At 33.5% G+C, this 20,072-nt stretch carries 1 protein-coding gene; it reads left to right on the top strand.

Annotated elements, in window-relative coordinates; translation table 11 throughout:
- Positions 1-734: 734 nt before the first annotated feature.
- The coding region (locus tag GQ540_RS10950; RefSeq protein ID WP_291800961.1) for an HYR domain-containing protein at positions 735-20,072 on the top strand (19,338 nt) is incomplete at its 3' end.

Here is a 20,072-nt window from a genome sequence, read left to right as displayed (position 1 = left end):
GCTTAATTCTACTGCCTTTTGTTTAAATGATAGACTGTAATTCCTGTTTCGTTTTTTCATAATTCAAAGTTAATTGATGTAACTCTAAATCTCCCAACTTAATGTCCAGTCTAATATAGGAAGTCCAGTAAAATTATTTACCCTGTTTTTATTTTAAACTGCAACTTAATTTAAACCAAAAAAACTCCTATTTAATTAAAAATAGAAGACTTTTCTTTGTTGATAATAAAAGCGCAAACATTTGCGTAGTTTTGTTGCAGATTATAATAGATGTTGCCCAGCATAGGTCTTAAAAAAAATGTCTGATTTTTTGTTGCGAGTCCAAAATCCGTTTATTTGCAAAAATAATCATTTTACACTGTAATTCACACCGTTTGATTGTTATTTATGATATTTGTCATTGTATTATTATAATAAATGTATTAATTTTAATCCGTTAAAGATATATCAACTAAACAACTATTAAAAACTAGCATATGAGTTGTAATTACTCATTTTATATAAAACATATTTTTAAAATATGTTTTATATAATTAGAAGAATAAAGCTGCTTAATAATAAGGTGATAATTTGGAAAGCTTCAAATTGTTTGTTTATACCTATATCTTATTTACAATCACACATTTTAAAAATTAAGAAAATAGTATAATTAAGGTTTGTAAAAACCAGAAAAGGCTATTCGAAAAATATATTACAGTCACTAAAAGAAATTATTTAAGTACAAACCAAACATTATGAAAAAACAATTACTAACCAAATTAGGACAACAAAATGCAAAGAGTAGAAGTTTGTCTTTTCTGTTTTTTATAAGTTTATTATTTTCAATTACCTTTTTTCAACAAGTACAGGCGCAAGATGCCTTTATTACCAATAAAGGTGTTACAACTATTTGTGAAGGAGAAAGCACAACATTGCAAGTGTTAATTGCCGCGAGTGTTGGTCCATATACAGTTGTTTATTCTGATGGTACTAGTGATTTTACAATAAATAATTACGCTAGTGATGGTGATCCAGAAAGCGTAGGTTATGGAGGTGATCCAATAAATATTTCTCCAATTGTTACAACAACATATTCTTTGGTAAGTGTTCATGATGCATTTAGTACACTTTTACCAATTAGTGCTGCAACAACAGTAATAACTGTAAATCCACTTCCTACAGCTTTAAGTATTGCAGTAAATGCTGGAAGCCCTATTTGTTATGGAACAAATTTTACAATTTCCGCTTCGGCAACAAATGGAAGCATTTATGAATTATGGAATGAAGCAAATACGGTAAAGAGTGGTGACTTACCTTTTGTTGCAAATATTACAGCAAATACAAATTATACGGTAAGAGCAATAAGTAGTTTTGGTTGTACAATTTCTCAAGCCTTAACTATAAATCTTGAAAATAGTGTACCAACAATTTCTACTCCTGTCAGCCAAACATTAAATCCGTTAGCAGGAACTTGTGCTACTACCATACCCGATTATACTTCATTAGTAACAGTTTCTGATAATTGTTCAATAGTAGGAAATATTGTTTTAACACAAGATCCAGTTATAGGAACTGCAATAAGTGGGAATGGAACAGTTCAGACAATAACTATTACAGCTACTGATGAAGCAGGAAATTTTAACTCGTCCAATTTTAATGTAACATTAATTGATAATATTCTTCCTGAAATTACTTGCGTTGGAAATCAACCAGTTGCGGCCAATAGTGGTTGCTCATACATTCACTCTGGAACTGCTTGGGATACCGTTGGAACCGATAATTGTACAGGAGCATCAACTGTTTATGTTTTAGCAGGTGCTACAACGGGCACTGGAACTAGTTTAAATGGAGTAACATTTTTACCAGGAAATACCACAGTAACTTGGACAGTAACTGACGGGAATAGTAATATTGCTACTTGTAGTTTTGATGTTTCAATTTCTGATTCTGAAAATCCAACCGTAAGTTGTGTTGCAGATAAGATAGTTAATACAACTACAGGATTTTGCACTTATACACATTCAGGAACATTATGGAACGTAACTGCAGCTGATAATTGTGGAGTTCCAACAATTTCTTATGGTTTAACAGGCGCAACTACTGCAACCGTTGCAATGTCATTAGATGGCGCTATCTTTAATAAAGGACTTACAACAGTAACTGCCACAGTAACTGATGGAGCATTAAATACAGCAACGTGTAGTTTTACTGTTACAATTAATGATACTGAAAACCCAACCATTGTAAATCTTCCTGTAAATATTGCAGTTAATAATGATGCATCTTCCTGTGGTGCAATTGTTTCTTGGGCAGAGCCAACAGCAGCAGATAATTGCACGGGCCAAAGTATTGCTCAAACTTTAGGTTTGGTAAGTGGCTCTTTATTTCCAATAGGAATTTCAACAATAACATACAAAGCAACTGATGCTAGTTTAAATACTTTAGAAAATAGTTTTACAATTACAGTTACTGATAATGAATTACCAATAATATCATGTCCTTCAAATATTTCACAAAATATTGATGCAAATGTTTGTGGTGCTGTTGTAACTTATACTGCTCCAATTGGAACAGATAATTGTGTAGGAGCTAATACATTGCAAATAGCTGGTTTAGCAAGTGGTGTAACTTTTCCAGTAGGAGTTACCACTAATACTTTTGAAGTTACAGATGCTTCAGGAAATAGTGCAAGCTGTAGTTTTACAGTAACTATTACTGATAATGAAAATCCAACAATTGTTAATTTACCAATAAACATTTCAGTAAATAATGATAACAATATGTGTGGAGCAGTTGTTTCTTGGGTTGAACCAACTTCAGCTGATAATTGTTCGGGAAGTAGTATTTTACAAACTGTTGGTTTGGCAAATGGTTCAATTTTTCCGGTTGGAATTTCAACAATAACATATACAGTAACGGATGCAAACTTAAATACTTTTGAAAATAGTTTTACAATAACAGTTAGTGATAATCAAATTCCTGTAATTACAGGATGTCCAGCAAATATTACAAAATCAAGTGATAATGGTGTGTGTACAGCTATTGTTTCTTGGACAGAACCTGCGGCAACAGACAATTGTACTTTGGAAGGAAATTTGGTTTGGACTAAATCTCATGAACCAGGCGATTTATTTTCTTCAGGTACAACTACCGTAACATATACAGCTACCGATATAGCATTAAATATAAGTGCAACATGTAGTTTTGATGTGATTGTTGTTGATAATCAAAAACCAGTAATAAGCAGTTGTCCTACAAATATTTCTCAAGGTGTTGATGCTGGTCAATGTGATGCGGTTGTTAATTGGGTAGAACCTACAGCAACTGATAATTGTACTTTTGAAGGAAGTTTAACTTGGATAAAATCACATAATCCAGGTGATACTTTTCCTGTTGGAACTACAACAGTAACCTATACAACTACTGATGAAGTAGGGAATATAAGTAACCCTTGCGTATTTGATGTAGTTGTTTTAGATGATATTGCACCAATCGCTTTATGTAAACCTGTTACCATAAATTTAAATGCATCAGGTGTTGCTACTTTAACTGTTTCTGATGTAAATAATTTATCTTCAGATAATTGTACTGCTCAGGAAAGTTTAATAATCACATTAAGTAAAACATCATTTAACTGTGCAGATAAAGGTGATAATATTGTAGTAATGACTGTTAAAGATGCTGCAGGAAATACCAATACTTGCAATGCAACTGTTACTGTAGCTGATAATATTTCACCAATACTAACATCAACATTAGATACCGTTACATCAAATGTTAATCAAGATCCAGGATTGTGTTATTATTTAGTAAAAGGTTCTGAATTTGATCCAAGTGTTTCTGATAATTGTTCAGGAATAGTTCTATCTTACACAGTATCAGGTGCTACTATATTATCGGGGACTACTACTCTTGCAGGTGAAAACTTGTTAAGTGGTGCAAACATAATTACTTGGATAGCTTCAGATGGAACAAATACATCAACTCCGTTAACATTTACAAAAACTGTTTTAGATAATCAAGCTCCAATAATTTCAAGTATTGGAAATCAAAGTAGAAATACAACTTCAGGCTGTGGTTATGCTGTTGTAGGTACAGAGTTTGATGCAACTTATTCAGATAATTGTACAATTACATCAGTAACATACACTATAAATTCTAATACTCCAGTTGAAGCTGTTTCACTTGCAGATGTAATAATTCCGCAGGGAATAAATACAATTGTATGGACTGTTAGTGATGGAACTAACACAAGAACAAGTACTTATAGAGTTACAGTAACAGATAATATTTCACCTACAATTTCAGCAATTAGTGATATTACAACTAATATTTCAACGGGTTGTGATGCTGTAGTATCTTGGACTGAACCAACACCAAACGATAATTGTGGTGTTTCAATTTTTGGACAAGTTACTGGTTTAGTTAGTGGTTCAGCTTTTCCTGTAGGAACTACTTTAATAAGGTATAGAGCAATTGATGCTGTTGGAAATACAACATTTATGAGTTTTAACGTAATTGTAAACGATTTAACTCCACCTGTATTGGCTTGTCCTGAAATTAGTTTGGGTGTACCAAGTACTTTAGGAAGCCCATTTATTAAACCTGCAGCTGCAGGCATTTGTTTTTATACTGTTTCAGGAACAGAGTTTGACCCAACAACAGATGATGGATGTTTAGTAAACGCAGCTACAAATTCATTTGATGGAACAACAACATTAGAAGGTAAGGAAATTCCTGTAGGTTTACATACAATTGTTTGGACAGCAACTGATGATTCAAATAATGCTTCAACATGTACTATTTATTTAAGAGTTGATGATTTACAAGATCCAACTTTTACGCAACCAACAGGTGAACCTGCACTAAGTTATAGTTATGATAGAACAACAGACCCTGGAGAATGTTTTTACACAATACCAGATACAGTTTTTGATTTACGTAATGTAGCAGATAATTGTAGTACACAAACACCAACGTATATAATTACTAAAAATGGAGTAACTGAATTTACGGGCTCTAATACTATAGCAGGCTTGCAATTATCTAAAGACACTGCATTTCCTTACTCAATAATATGGACAGTTGTTGATGTGAATGGAAATTCTGTAAGTTCAATACCATATACTATTTCAGTTGCAGATAATCAAGCTCCAACTTTTACATGTTATGGAAATGAAATTCGAAATATACCAATTGATGAATGTACTTATGTAATTAGCGGAACCGAATTTGATCCATTAAACCTTTCTGATAATTGTGATGCAATGGGAAGTTTAGTTGTATCATATACGTTAAATGGTATTTCGGGTGGACTGTCTACAACCTTAGCAAATGAAATTCTTGCTCCAGGAACGCATACAGTTATATGGTCTGTTACTGATTTAAGCAGCAATACTGAAACTTGTACGTTTGATATTACAATAATTGATCCGTTATTCCCAGTAATTTCAACAATTACAAATCAAACAAGAAATGCGCCTTCAAATGTTTGTTATTATGAAGCAATTGGAACTGAGTTTGATCCTTCAGTTACAGATAACTGTCCGGGAGTTGTATTGGTTAATAATCAAAATAATACTTCTACATTAGCAAGTTTTCAATTTCCAGTAGGAATTACTGTAGTGGTTTGGTCTGCAACAGATGCCGGAGGAAATGTTTCAACTTTAGAGTATCAAGTTAATGTTCAGGATGTTACTGCTCCTGCTTATAGTTTAATTACTTCAATAACAAAATCAACTTCAGCAACAAGTTGTTATTATACTACTGTTGGAACTGAATTTGACCCCCAGAGTATTAGTGATAACTGTACAAATTCAAATTATACAATTCTTAATAATTATAACAATTATCGGTCATTAGCTTTTGTTGAATTTCCTGTTGGAACTACAAATGTACAATGGAGTGTGAAAGATAATTATGGAAATGAAACATTAAAAACAATTGCAATAACTGTTGTTGATGATGTTAATCCTGTAATTTCTTGTCCGGGAAGTTCTTACACAAGAGTTTATGATGATGGATTTAATTATTATACCGTTGGTATTGATGAATTTAAACCAGTAGTTTCAGATAATTGTGCTTTAACTTCATACATAAATAATTTTAATGCAACTTCAAGTTTAAACGGAGAGCAATTAACTGAAGGCCCATATACTATTACATGGACAGCAACTGATACGGCTGGTAATGTTACAACTTGTGATGTTATAGTTAATGTTGTTTCAGATTTATACCCAGCAATAACTTGTGTTGGAGATCAATCTAAAAGCACAAATGTAGTTTGTGATTATGTATCTCTAGGAACAGAAATTGATGCGACTTCAACATCAGCTGGAGCAACACTTATTAACGATTTTAATAGTTTAGCATCACTTGCAGGAGCAGTTTTTCCTAAAGGAACTACCTTAGTAACTTGGACAGCTTCACAAACAATTGATGGTACATTATATACAAATAATTGTAGTTATTATGTTTTTGTAACTGATAATGAAGATCCAGTAATTACGCCACCAGCAAATATTTTAACTACAACAAATTCAGGATGCTATGCAACAGGTGTGGCTTTAGGAACGCCAACAACAAGTGATAATTGTGGAGTTAGTAGTTTTAGTAATGATGCTCCATCAAGATATCCAATAGGAGTTACTAATGTAACTTGGAGTGTAAGTGATGTTAATAAAAATACATCAACAGTAATTCAAACAGTAACAGTTGCTGATACTACTATACCAAGTATTAGTTGCCCAGTTTCATTATGTAGACAAGTAGATGAAGGACAAACATATTATACTGTTTTTGACCATGAATTTAACCCATATGATGTTTGGGATTGTTCAGGTATATTAAGTGTAATTAATGATTTTAATGGAACTAGTACGTTAGTTGGAGAGCAATTTTTACTTGGAGATACAGTAGTTAATTGGAGTATTATTGATAACGCAGGTAATGAAGCAATTTGTTCAATTACCATAACAATTAATAGTGCTGATCCACCTTCAGTAACCTGTCGTGGTAATCAAACGAAATCTACTGATATAAATACTTGTACGTATACAATTCAAGGAGTAGAGTTTGATGTTACATCAACTACACCAGGAACAACTTTAACGTATACACTTTCTGGTGTAACTGTTGATGCTTCAGGAATTGGAACAACACTTAATGGAGTTGTTTTTAATAAAGGAACAACAACAGTAAATTGGGTTTCTGATGATGGACTTGGTAATACAAATATATGTTGTTCATTTACTGTTACAGTTAATGATAATCAAAACCCTGTGATAACATGGCCTATTGATATTACCGTTAATGTAGATGCAGCAAGTTGTACAGCTGCAAATGTAAATTTAGGAACTCCTACAGCTACTGATAATTGTGATGCGCCTATAGATATTGTATTTACTAGAAATCCAAGTAGTAATAGTTTTGATAGTGGCTCAACTAATGTTTATTGGGAAACCAAAGATGCAAATAATAATTATGTATATCATACCCAAGTTGTAACAGTAATAGATAATATAGACCCTGTTATTAATTGTCCAACATCAACCTATTTTAGAGAATATAAAAATTCTTCTGTTATTTATTATGAAGTAATTGGAAGTGAATTTACACCAACTGCTAGTGATAATTGTAAAGTGTCATCATACACTAATAATTTAACAGGAACAAGATATTTAAACAGTACACAACTATTAATTGGTAATAATCCTATAACTTGGACAGCTATTGATCCAACTGGGAATACTGATACTTGCATTGTTAATGTAACTGTTGTAGACTCATTTGTGCCAATTATTGAATGCCCAGTTGATGTAACTTTAAACACTTCAGTAGGCGCTTGTGGCTTTACAGTTGGAACAGGAATTACAACGTATGATGCTATTTTTACTTCAGTTTCAGGTTCAGGAAGAACCTTAACACATGATTTAGCTGGAGCACCATCTAATACAACATTAGAAGGAGCAACTATTCCTAAAGGAGCAACTACAATAACATGGACAGCATCACAAACTATTGATGGAACTGTTTATAATAATACGTGTAGTTTTAATTTTACAGTTGTTGATTTAACACCACCAGTTTTAGATGTCCCATTTGATAATGTTACAGTAAATGTAGATTCGGGTACTTGTACAAATACAATGACATTGACTGCACCAACAGCAACAGATAATTGTACAATACCAGCAAATATTACAATAACAAATGATGCTCCTGTCACATTTTTATTAGGAACAACAAATGTAAGATGGGTGTTAACTGATGAAAGTAATAACACAACAATATATATTCAAACAGTTACGGTTTATGATAATGAAGCACCTATAATTACAAATTGTCCGGTAGCAGATTTAACAGCTGAAGCTTCAGGAAATACTTGTCAATCTGTAGTTTCTTGGCCTGCATTATCTGCAACTGATGCTTGTAGTGGAATGAAAAGTTTTGTATCTACACATTCACCAGGAAGTTTATTTAGTGTAGGAACTACAACAGTAACCTATACAGCTACAGATAATAATGATAATGTTTCAACTTGTACATTTAATGTAATTGTAACAGACGCACCTCCAACTATTGCTTGTATTACAAATAAAACTAGAGTTACAGACTCTGGAACTTGTTCATACATAGTATTAGGGAATGAATTTGATCCAACATCATTTTCTGATAATTGTACAAATCCAACAATAACTTGGAGTTTTATCAACCCAAATACTTTATTAGAGGTTACAGGAAATAATACACTTTCAGGAATTAGTATTCCTAGAGGAAGTATTGGTTCAGGAGTAATTACAATTACATGGACAGCAACAGATTCTGGAGGGCAAACAGCAGCATGTTCTTTTGATTTGACAATTCAAGATAATGAAGCACCAATTCTTGTAGTTCCTGGAAATCAAACGCGTAGTACAGATGTAAACCAAAATTATTATACAGTTTTAGGAACAGAATTTGATGATGTAACAGCTGCAGATAATTGTGGAATTGTTACAAAAGTTGTGAATGAATTTGGTGTTACAACCCTAGCAGGCCGTCAATTAATATTGGGTGAAAATAGTATTACTTGGGAAGCAACGGATGATAGTGGTAATGTAAGTCAAGCAGCATTTTTTGCGTATGTTGTTGATACAGAATTACCTAGATTGCAAACAGCGCCACAAAACATAACGATAAATACATTAAGCGGTTGTAGTGCAGCAGTTTCTTACACACCGCCAGTAATAATAGATAACGTTACACTTGATGGAGATCTAATTACAACAGTTTCACCTTCATATGCAACACCAGGATATGTTTTTCCAGTGGGTGTTACACCAGTTACTTATTTAGTGTTAGATGAAGCAGGAAATTCTTTTTCATATACGTTTGATATTACTGTTATAGATAATATTCCACCATCAATAACTTGTGCAGCAGGTTCACCAGGAAATGAGTTTCATAGAAATACAGATGTAAGTGAAGCATTTTATACAGCACTTGGAACAGAGTTTGATCCAACAGATTATCTAGATAATTGTTCTGTAACTATTGAAAACGATTACAATAACTTAACTACTTTAGTAGATGAAACTTTCCCAATGGGAACTACTATAGTAATTTGGATAGCTACTGATGATAGTGGAAATACTGCAACTTGTACAGTTCAAATAATTATTACTGATGTTGAACCTCCAACAATCACTAATTGTCCAAATGTAACAGCGGTTAAAATAGCAGAAGCAAGTCAATGTTATTATTTAATTCCTGGTTCAGAATATGATCCATATAATTTTGCTGATAACGATGGAGTACAAAAATTAACATATTCAATAAATGGGGCAGCAGAAGTGGGTACAGATTTATCTACAACATTAGTAGGTCAACAAATTCCTGTAGGAACCACTGCAACTCCCACAACAACTGTAGTTTGGAGATTATACGATTTAAGTGGTAACATTAGTTCAACTTGTACCACTGAATTTACAGTTACAGACCCTGAGCCTCCAACAGTTTTAACAGTTGCAAATCAAACAAGAAATACAGATTCAGGTGTTAATACCTATACAGCTACAAATCCGGCAGATATTCTTTGGAATCCTACAGTAACAGATAATTGTACTGTTGAAACAATAACCTATCAAATAGATGGTGGTGCAATTATTGGAACAGATTTAAGCACTTCAATTATTGGCGAATCCTTTACAGTAGGCACACATACTGTAGTTTGGACTGGAACGGATATTTATGGAAATACAAATACGGGTAGTTATTTAGTTATTATTCAAGATAATGAGGCTCCAACAGTAGTTTGTAATCCACTAACTGTTCAATTAAACGCAGCAGGAAATTATACATTAACAGTTGATAATATTGCAGCTATAGGTTTAGGGTCAGCAGATCCAAGTGGCATTGCAAGTTTAGCAGTTTCGCCAACTATTTTTGATTGTATAGATGTTGGTGATAATACGGTTACATTAACAGTAACTGATAATTTTGGAAATGCAGCAACATGTGATGCAATAGTTACTGTGGAAGATACAACTGCTCCAACAGCAATTTGTAAACCACTAACAGTAGCACTTGATGCACTTGGAAATGCAACTATTTTAGCTTCACAAATTAATAATGGTTCAAATGATGCTTGTGGAATATCAAGTATCTCAGCAAGTAAAACTGTATTTGATTGTACCAATGTAGGTGTAAATACAGTAACTTTAACAGTAACAGATAACAATGGAAATACTTCAACTTGTGATGCAACTGTAACTATTACTGATGATGTAAACCCAGTAGCAGTGTGTAAAAATATTACAGTTAATTTAGATGCTTTTGGTAATGCTACTATTGTAGGAACTGATGTAGATAATGGTTCTTATGATAATTGTTTAAGTAGTTTAGTTTATACAGCAATTCCAAATACGTTTAACTGCACTAATATTGGTGCAAATTCAGTAGTATTAACTGTAACTGATCCTGCAGGGAATTCAGATACTTGTAATGCAATTGTTACTATTGTAGATACTGTTCAGCCAACTGCAATTTGTCAAGACATAACAATTCAATTAGATGCTTCAGGAAACGCAGTAATAAATGCAGCACAAATAGATAATGGTTCAAGTGATGCTTGTGGAATTGCAAGTGCTACTATTAATAAAACCGATTTTGATTGTTCTAATTTAGGATCAAATCCTGTAACAAATACAGTTACTTTAACAGTAACAGATAATAATAGTAATGTTTCAACATGTACTGCAGTAGTTACTGTTGAAGACAGTACAAACCCAATAATTTCTTGCACTACAAACCAAACTGTAAATACAGATACCAATGTTTGTACATACACACACAGTGGAATAACTTGGGATGCAACAGCAACAGATACTTGTACAACTATTGCAGGTCTAACTTATGCCTTGTCTGGTGATACAATTCTCGCAGATAATCTTGCAAATACATCATTAGATTCACAATTATTTAATAAAGGAATTACAACAATTACTTGGACGGCAATTGATGGTTCAGGAAATTCATCAACGTGTTCATATACAATTACAGTAAATGATAATCAAGTACCAACTCCTGTTTGTCAAAACATTGCAATTCAATTAGATGCTTCAGGAAATGCTTCAATAGTTGCCGAAGATATTAATAACGGTTCATTTGATAATTGTGGAATTCAAAGTATTTTAGCAAGTACAACAGCTTTTACGTGTGTTAACCTTGGTGCAAATACAGTGACATTAACAGTAACAGATTTAAGTGGAAATACTGCAACTTGTGAAGCAACAGTTACAGTTCAGGACTTTATTCCACCAGTAGCAGCATGTAAAGATATTACAGTTCAGTTAGATGCAGCAGGAAATGTAACCATTTTAGGGTCTGATGTTGATAATACTTCAACAGATAATTGTAGTATAGCAAGTTACTTAGTTTCTAAAGATGATATTACATATACGCCTTCAGTTACGTATAATTGTGGCGATGTAAGTTCAACAAAAACATTGTATCATAAGGTAACAGATGTGGCTGGAAATACTTCAACAGCTTGTACTTCAACAATAACAATTGAAGACAATGTAAATCCTAATGTTGTTTGTCAAAATATAACTGTTCAACTAGATGGAAGCGGAAATTATACATTAACAGCTGCTGAAATAGATAATGGCTCAAGTGATGCTTGCGGAATTTTAAGTCTTTCAGCAAGTAAAACAGCATTTACGTGTGCGGATTTAGGCGTAAATATTGTAACACTAACAGTTACAGATAATAATGGTAATATATCAAATTGTAATTCAACAGTAACAGTTCAAGATACCGTAAAACCAATTTTTACATTCTGTGAAACAAATCAGATTGTAACTACTGATACTAATGTTTGTACATATACACACCCTAACGATACTTGGAATTTAACTGCATTAGATAATTGCGCAGTTAGTACTTTAACTTATAATTTAACGGGTGTAACATCTGGAACAGGAACAACATTAAATGGTGAAGTATTTAATAATGGAGTTACAACAGTAACTTGGACAGCTACAGATGCGTCTGGAAATTCAGAAACTTGTGTTTATACTGTAACTGTTAATGATGAACAAAATCCGAATGCAATTTGTCAAGCATTTACAGCAAACCTAGATAGAAATGGGCAACTAGTTGTAAACCCAAGCGATATTGACAATGCATCAAATGATGCTTGTGGAATTATTCTTTATGAAATTTCAAAAGACAATAGCACTTTTACACCAACAATAACATATAATTGTGGTGAAATTGGAACGCCAACAGCTTATTTAAAAGTAACAGACGCTGCTGGAAACTCATCAACTTGTTCTACTACAATAACTGTTCAAGATACACAAGCACCAACTTTAAATGACTTAACTGATAGAAATGAAGTTACAGACAATACATTTTGTACCTATACGCATTTAGATAATTTATGGAATCCTTGGGATAATTGTGACTTGTCGCCAACAATAACTTATACAGTAAGTGGTGTAACAACAGTTGTTACAGGATTAAACACAACTTTAAACGGACAAATTTTCAATCAAGGAACTACTATAGTAACTTGGACAACTTTAGACACTTATGGAAATGGAACTACCATTAATTTTAACGTTGTTGTAACAGATAATCAAAACCCAACTATTACATGTCCAGCAAATATTACACAAGATGTAGCTTCAGGAGGAGACACTTTAGTAACTGTTGCCGCTATTGCAGCGCCAACATATGGCGATAATTGTTCAGTAACAAAATTAACTTACGAGTTCTCAGGTGCAACAATTGCAACAGCACAAGTTTCAGGAATTAATGAATTAAGTTCTGATGTTTTCAATTTAGGAACAACAACTGTTGATTATATTGCTTATGATGCAGCAGGAAATTCAGAAACTTGCAGTTTTACTATCACAATAAATGCATTGCCAAATAATACAGTGGTAGTTTCTCCAACGGTTATTGTAACCGATGAAGATATAGCAACTGATACATTTACAGTTGTATTACCAAGTGCACCAACAGGTGATGTAATATTTAATGTAGTAAGTAGTGATTTAACTGAAGGAACTGTTTCAACAAGCACATTAACTTTTAATGCAGGAAATTGGAACATTCCACAAACAGTAACAGTAACAGGTGTAAATGACGATGTTGATGATGGAGATATTCCTTACACTATATTATTAACTACAAACCAAACATTAACCGATCCACTTTCAGGATATTATAATGTAGAGCCAGCAGATGTAAGCGCAACTAATTTAGATAACGATGTTGCAGGTGTTACAGTTTCTACAATTAGTAATGCAACTTCTGAAGATGGAAATACAGCTACTTTTACAGTAGTATTAGATACAGAACCAACCGATAATGTAACCATTACACTAACCAGTGATGACACTACTGAAAGTGATACTTTTAGCCCAATTACATTAACATTTACTCCCGCAAATTGGAGCAATGTACAAACAGTTACTGTAACAGGTAAAGATGATGAAATTGTAGATGGAAATGTTGGTTACAATATTGTAACAAGTGCAGCAACTTCAACCGATCCTAATTATAATACAATGGTAGTTGATGATGTAGCTGTTGTAAATAATGACAATGATACAGCCGGATTTATTGTAACTCCGCTGACATTAAATACTACTGAAGCTGGCGGAACAGCAACATTTACAGTTGTATTAACAAGTAAACCAGCTACCGATGCTATAAATTATGTAGTTGTAGTAGATGTAGCTAGTAATGATTTAACTGAAGGAACGGTTGATTTAGCACAACTTACTTTTGATCATACAGATTGGAATGTTCCTCAAACAATAACTGTTACTGGTGCAGATGAAATTTTAGTAGATGGAGATATTGTTTACACAATTCTAAATACAGTAAATGTAGGTTTAACAACGGACGCAAATTACGATCCGTTAAACCCAGACGATGTATCTGTAACCAATGCAGATGACGATGCTGCTTTTGTTTCAATAAATAGTTTTTCTCAATTAGAAACTGATAGTGGAACAACCAATTTTATATTTACAGTAACGCATTCAGGTGCTGAGGTTGTTGGTGGTTATAGCGTTTCATTTTTTACTCAAAGTGGTGTGGCAAAATCACCAACCGATTTTACAGGTGCAGGTGGTTCAGTTAACTTTACAACTGGTGCAATTGGAGAAACTCAAACAATTACCATTGTTGTAAATGGTGATACAATGGTTGAAAGTAACGAAACTTTCAACGTAGTTTTAAATTCAGTAAATGCCCCAGGAAAAAATATAACGATTATTCCAGCAGGAAAAACAGGAGTAGGAACCATTACAAACGATGATAATGCAACACTTTCTATTGCAAATGAAACTATTGTAGAAGAAGATAGCGGAACTCAAACGCTTACATTCACAGTTACATTAGATATGGATGTTGAAGATGGTTTAACAATAGATTATACAACAGTTGATAATACTGCAACAACAGCAGATTTAGATTATGGAGCAAGTTCAGGAACATTAACATTTACCGGAACAGCAGGTGAAACAAAAATAATTAATGTTACTATAAACGGAGATCAAAAAGTTGAATTAGATGAAACATTCTTTGTTAACTTAAGTAATATTGTACCAGTAAGTGCACCAGGTGCTGCAATTACTTTTGCAGATGCTTCTGCAATTGGAACAATTACAAATGATGATGCAGCAGTAATTTCAATAACAGGTGTTACTGTAAATGAAGATGCTGGAACAGCAGATTTTACAATTACTATGGATAAATCCGTTCAAACGGCATTTACAATTGATTTTGCAACTTCTAATAATACGGCTTTATCAGGTTCAGATTATACGGCAGTTACTTCAATATTAAACTTTGGAGGAGCAAATGCGTTAACACAAACAGTTACAATACCAATTACTAATGATTCTTTTGTAGAACCTTCAGAAGACTTATTTGGTACAATTAGTAATAAAATTGATGGAGCAAGCCAAAATGTAACATTCTTTGGTGGTGGAGCTTCAACTCAGGCAACAATTACAATTAATGATAATGATGTAGCAACCATTGCTATTAATAATGTGAGCGTAAATGAAGCTGTTGGAACTGCAACATTTACGGTAACACTAACAGGTGATATTCAAGATGATTTAACAGTTGATTATACAACAGTAAATATTGATGCTTTATCAGGAAGTGATTATACATTGGCTTCAGGAACAGTAACTTTTGTTGGAGGGTCTACAGGTACAACAACACAACCAATTGTTGTAACTATATTAAATGATGTAATTGCTGAACCAACTGAAACCTATACTATTGATTTAAGTGCTATTTCATCAACAGGAACAGCTTCATTTACAGACAATCAAGGCTTAGGTACCATTACAGATAACGACCCCCTTCAATTAGATATAGCAGGTTTCTCAATTACTGAAACAGAAGCTACACAAACAGCTAATTTTGTAATAACAAGTGATATTGCATCGCAAGAAGATATCATTATTACGTTTACAACTACTGATATTTCTACAACATCAGGAAGTGATTTAACTGCGCAAACCACACAACCTTATACGTTAACTGCAGGTGCAACAACGTGGAATATTCCAGTTGATATTTTGGGCGATTTAATAGCTGAACCAACCGAAACCTTTACAGGAACTTTTGCATTAAGTAATGTAAATGGTCAGGATATTTCTATTGGAACTGCAAGTGATACATCAACAATATTAGATAATGATGCAGTTGTAATTGATTTAGCAGGATTTACAATAACTGAAACAGACGGAACTCAATCTCAAAATTTTGTTGCAAGTACAAATATTGCCGCAGAATATGACATCGTATTAAGTTTCTCAACAGCTAATGGAAATGCTTTAGATGGAAACGATTACACAGCTCAAGCAGCAACAGTTGTTACTATTTTAGCAGGAACCACAAGTGTAAATATTCCAGTTGATATTCTTGGAGATTTAATTACAGAACCACAAGAAGCATTTACAGCAACAATTGCAATTACTAACGCCAATGCACAACAAGTGTCAATTGGAACAGGAACAGATACAGTAACAATTAATGATAACGATCCAGCAATAATTACCATCGCAGGGTTTAGTGTTAACGAAGCAGCAGGAACTGCAGATTACACAATTACATTAAATAGAGTTGTTCAAAATGCATTTACAGTAGATTTTGCAACATCAAATATTACTGCATTAGCAGGTTCAGATTATACAGCAGTTGGAACAACTACGCTTAATTTTGGAGCAGCCAATCCATTAGTTCAAACAGTAACTGTGACAATTAATGATGATGATTTAGTAGAACCTTCTGAAACATTAGTAGGTACGTTAAGTAATTTAGTTGCTAATAGTCAGGATGTAACAATTTCAACGCCAACAGCAACGAGTACAATCACAGATAACGATGCAGCAAGTGTAGTTATAGATGATGTTACGGTAACTGAAGATGTTGCAAGTGGTACAGCTGTATTTACAGTAACATTAACAGGTCATATTCAAGATGCATTAACAGTAGATTATACAACTACTGATGGAGCAGCTATTAACCCAGCACTTCAACCATCAGATTATACAACAACTGTAGGAACTTTAACATTCCCAGCAGGCTCAAATACAGGAGCAACTCAAACAATTACAGTTCCAATAATCGACAATACAATTGCTGAGCCTACTGAAACATATACAGTAGATTTAAGTAATATTGTTTCTACAGGTAGTGCATCAATAGTTGATGCTGAAGGTTTAGGAACAATTACTGATGATGATCCAGTAACAGCAATAAACTTAGCTGGTTTCACAATTACGGAAACCAATGGAAACGTATTCCATAATTTTATAGCAAGTATAGATATTGCAGCTCAGGAAGAAATTGTAATTAGTTTTACAACAACAAATGGTACAGCAGTTGCAACTGATTTTACAGCGCAAACAGCTGTTCAATACACTATTTTACCAGGTGATTTATTCGTAAATATTCCAATTGAAGTACTAGGAGATTTACTAGTTGAACCAACAGAATCATTTACTGGTGCAATAACATTAGTAAATGCAAACGGACAACAAGTTTCTATAGGTACAGATACTGCAACAGGTATAATTAATGATGATGATACGGCAGTAATTTCAATTGCAGGATTTACAGTTAATGAAGCAGCAGGAACAGCCGACTTTACAATTACATTAAATCAAACAATTCAAAATGTAGTTTCAGTTGTTTTTGGAACTTCAAATGTTTCGGCAACTGCAGGTTTAGATTATACAGCTGTTTCTTCAACTACACTTAATTTTGGAGCAGCAAATGCGAATTCACAAACAGTTACAATCACAATAGCTGATGATAATATTACGGAACCAACAGAATTATTAAATGGTATACTAAGTTCATTGGTAACAAATGGTCAAGCCATAACATTAAATGGAGGAGGAGCAATTGCTTCAGCAGTTGGAACAATTACAGATAATGATGCTGTTACGTTAACAATTGATGATGTTACGGAAGTTGAGGTAGATGGAGTAGCAACAGTAAATTATGTATTTACAGTAACTCATAATGGCCAAAGTACAGACGGACCATTCTCTGTAGATTACACAACAGCTAATATAGAAGCCTTAGCAGGTTTAGATTACGTTGCACAATTTGGTACTATTAATTTTAGTGGTACAACAGGAGAAACTCAAACCATTACAATAGTTGTGAATGGCGATGATATTTTAGAGCCTACAGAAACGTTTACGGTTGATTTATCTGAAAATGATTTTGGAGGAAGAGATATTACATTCTCAGATGATAGTGGTTTAGGAACAATTACAGATAATGATGCAACAACAGTAAGTGTAGTTGCAAATGATGCAACAGCTGCTGAGCCAAGTAATAATGGTCAGTTTACAGTAAGTATAGGCTTAACTTCATCAACACCAACCGTAATTAGTTACACAATTTCAGGAACTGCAACAGCAGCAAATGATTATACAACTTTAACAGGTTCGGTTACAATTCCAGCAGGAAGTACATCAACAACAATTGATGTTTCAGTTTTAAATGATAATATTTTAGAAGCAAGTGAAACAGTTATTATTACTTTAGATACAATTACTTCAGGCGATGCAGATATTTCAATTGGTACACCTGTAACAGCAACTGTTACAATAGCCGATGAGGATAGCGCTTTAATAAGCATTTTAGCGAATGATGCAACAGCTTCAGAACCAAGTAATAATGGTCAGTTTACAGTGAGTATAAGTAATGCTTCAGATGTTGATACCGTAATAAGTTATTTAATAACAGGTACTGCAACTGAGGCAAATGATTACACAACTTTAACAGGAACAGTAACAATTCCAGCAGGTTCTACAGAAGCAACTATTGACGTAACTGTTGTTGATGATACAATTCTTGAAGCAAGTGAAACAGTAATAGTCACTTTAAATACAATCACTTCGGGTGATACTGAAGCAACAATTGATGGTGTAAATGATGTAGCTACAGTTACAATTTCAGATAATGATGCAGCTTCTTTAGCAATAGGAGATATAACAATTACTGAAGGTGCAAATGCAGTATTTACAGTAACTCTTTCTGGAGCTGTTCAAGGTGGTTTCACAATCGATTATGTAACAGCAGATGGATCTGCAACAATTGCAGGAAACGATTATACGAGTGGATCAAGTACATTAAATTTTACAGGAACAGATACAGAATTTTATACTGTTACCATCGCTACAAATGATGATAACTATTTAGAAGCAGTAGAAAACTTCGTATTGAATTTAAGTGCTATTAGTAATGGATTGGTAACTTATGATAATCAAGCTACAGCAACATTAAATGATAATGATGTAGCCTCTTTAACAGTTTCTGATATTACGGTTGATGAAGGAAATAATGCAGTATTTACAGTAACCTTAACAGGAAATGTACAAGGTGGAGTAAGTATAGATTACACAACGGTTGATAATTCAGCAATTGATATTTCAGATTATACAGCGCAATCTGGAACACTTAATTTTACAGGAACAACTCCAGAATCTTTTACAATTACAGTTCCAACTTCGGAAGATATTATTGCAGAACCAACAGAGACTTATTCTTTAGATTTCTCAAGTATTACAAATGCCTTAGTAACTTATGATGCTCAAGCAATTGGAACAATTACAGATGATGAGGTGTTTACTATAAGTATTGCAGATACTTCTATAGCAGAAACAGAAAGTGCTCAAATTTTAAACTTCGCCGTTACAATAAATGGTGAAGCACAAGATGATGTTATACTTAGTTTCTCAACGACAGTTGGGACAGCGACTGCAGCATCGGATTATATTACAGAATCTTCTGTAGTAGTTACGATTCCAGCAGGAAGTACAAGTATAGATATTCCAGTAAATATTTTAGGAGATTTAATTTTAGAGCCAACAGAAACTTTCACAGGAACAATTACCCTAAGTAATACAAACGGACAAGCAATTTCGATTTCAGATGCAGTTGCTATAGGAACCATTACGGACAATGATGCGGCAAGTATTGCCATTGCAGATGTGACAGTAGATGAGTCAGCAGGTACAGCAACCTACACCGTAACACTGACAGGAGAT

The sequence above is a fragment of the Lutibacter sp. genome (assembly GCF_013139515.1).
Lineage (GTDB): Bacteria > Bacteroidota > Bacteroidia > Flavobacteriales > Flavobacteriaceae > Lutibacter.
Note: the sequence above shows the minus strand (reverse complement) of the source record. Positions and strands in the feature narration are given on the sequence as shown.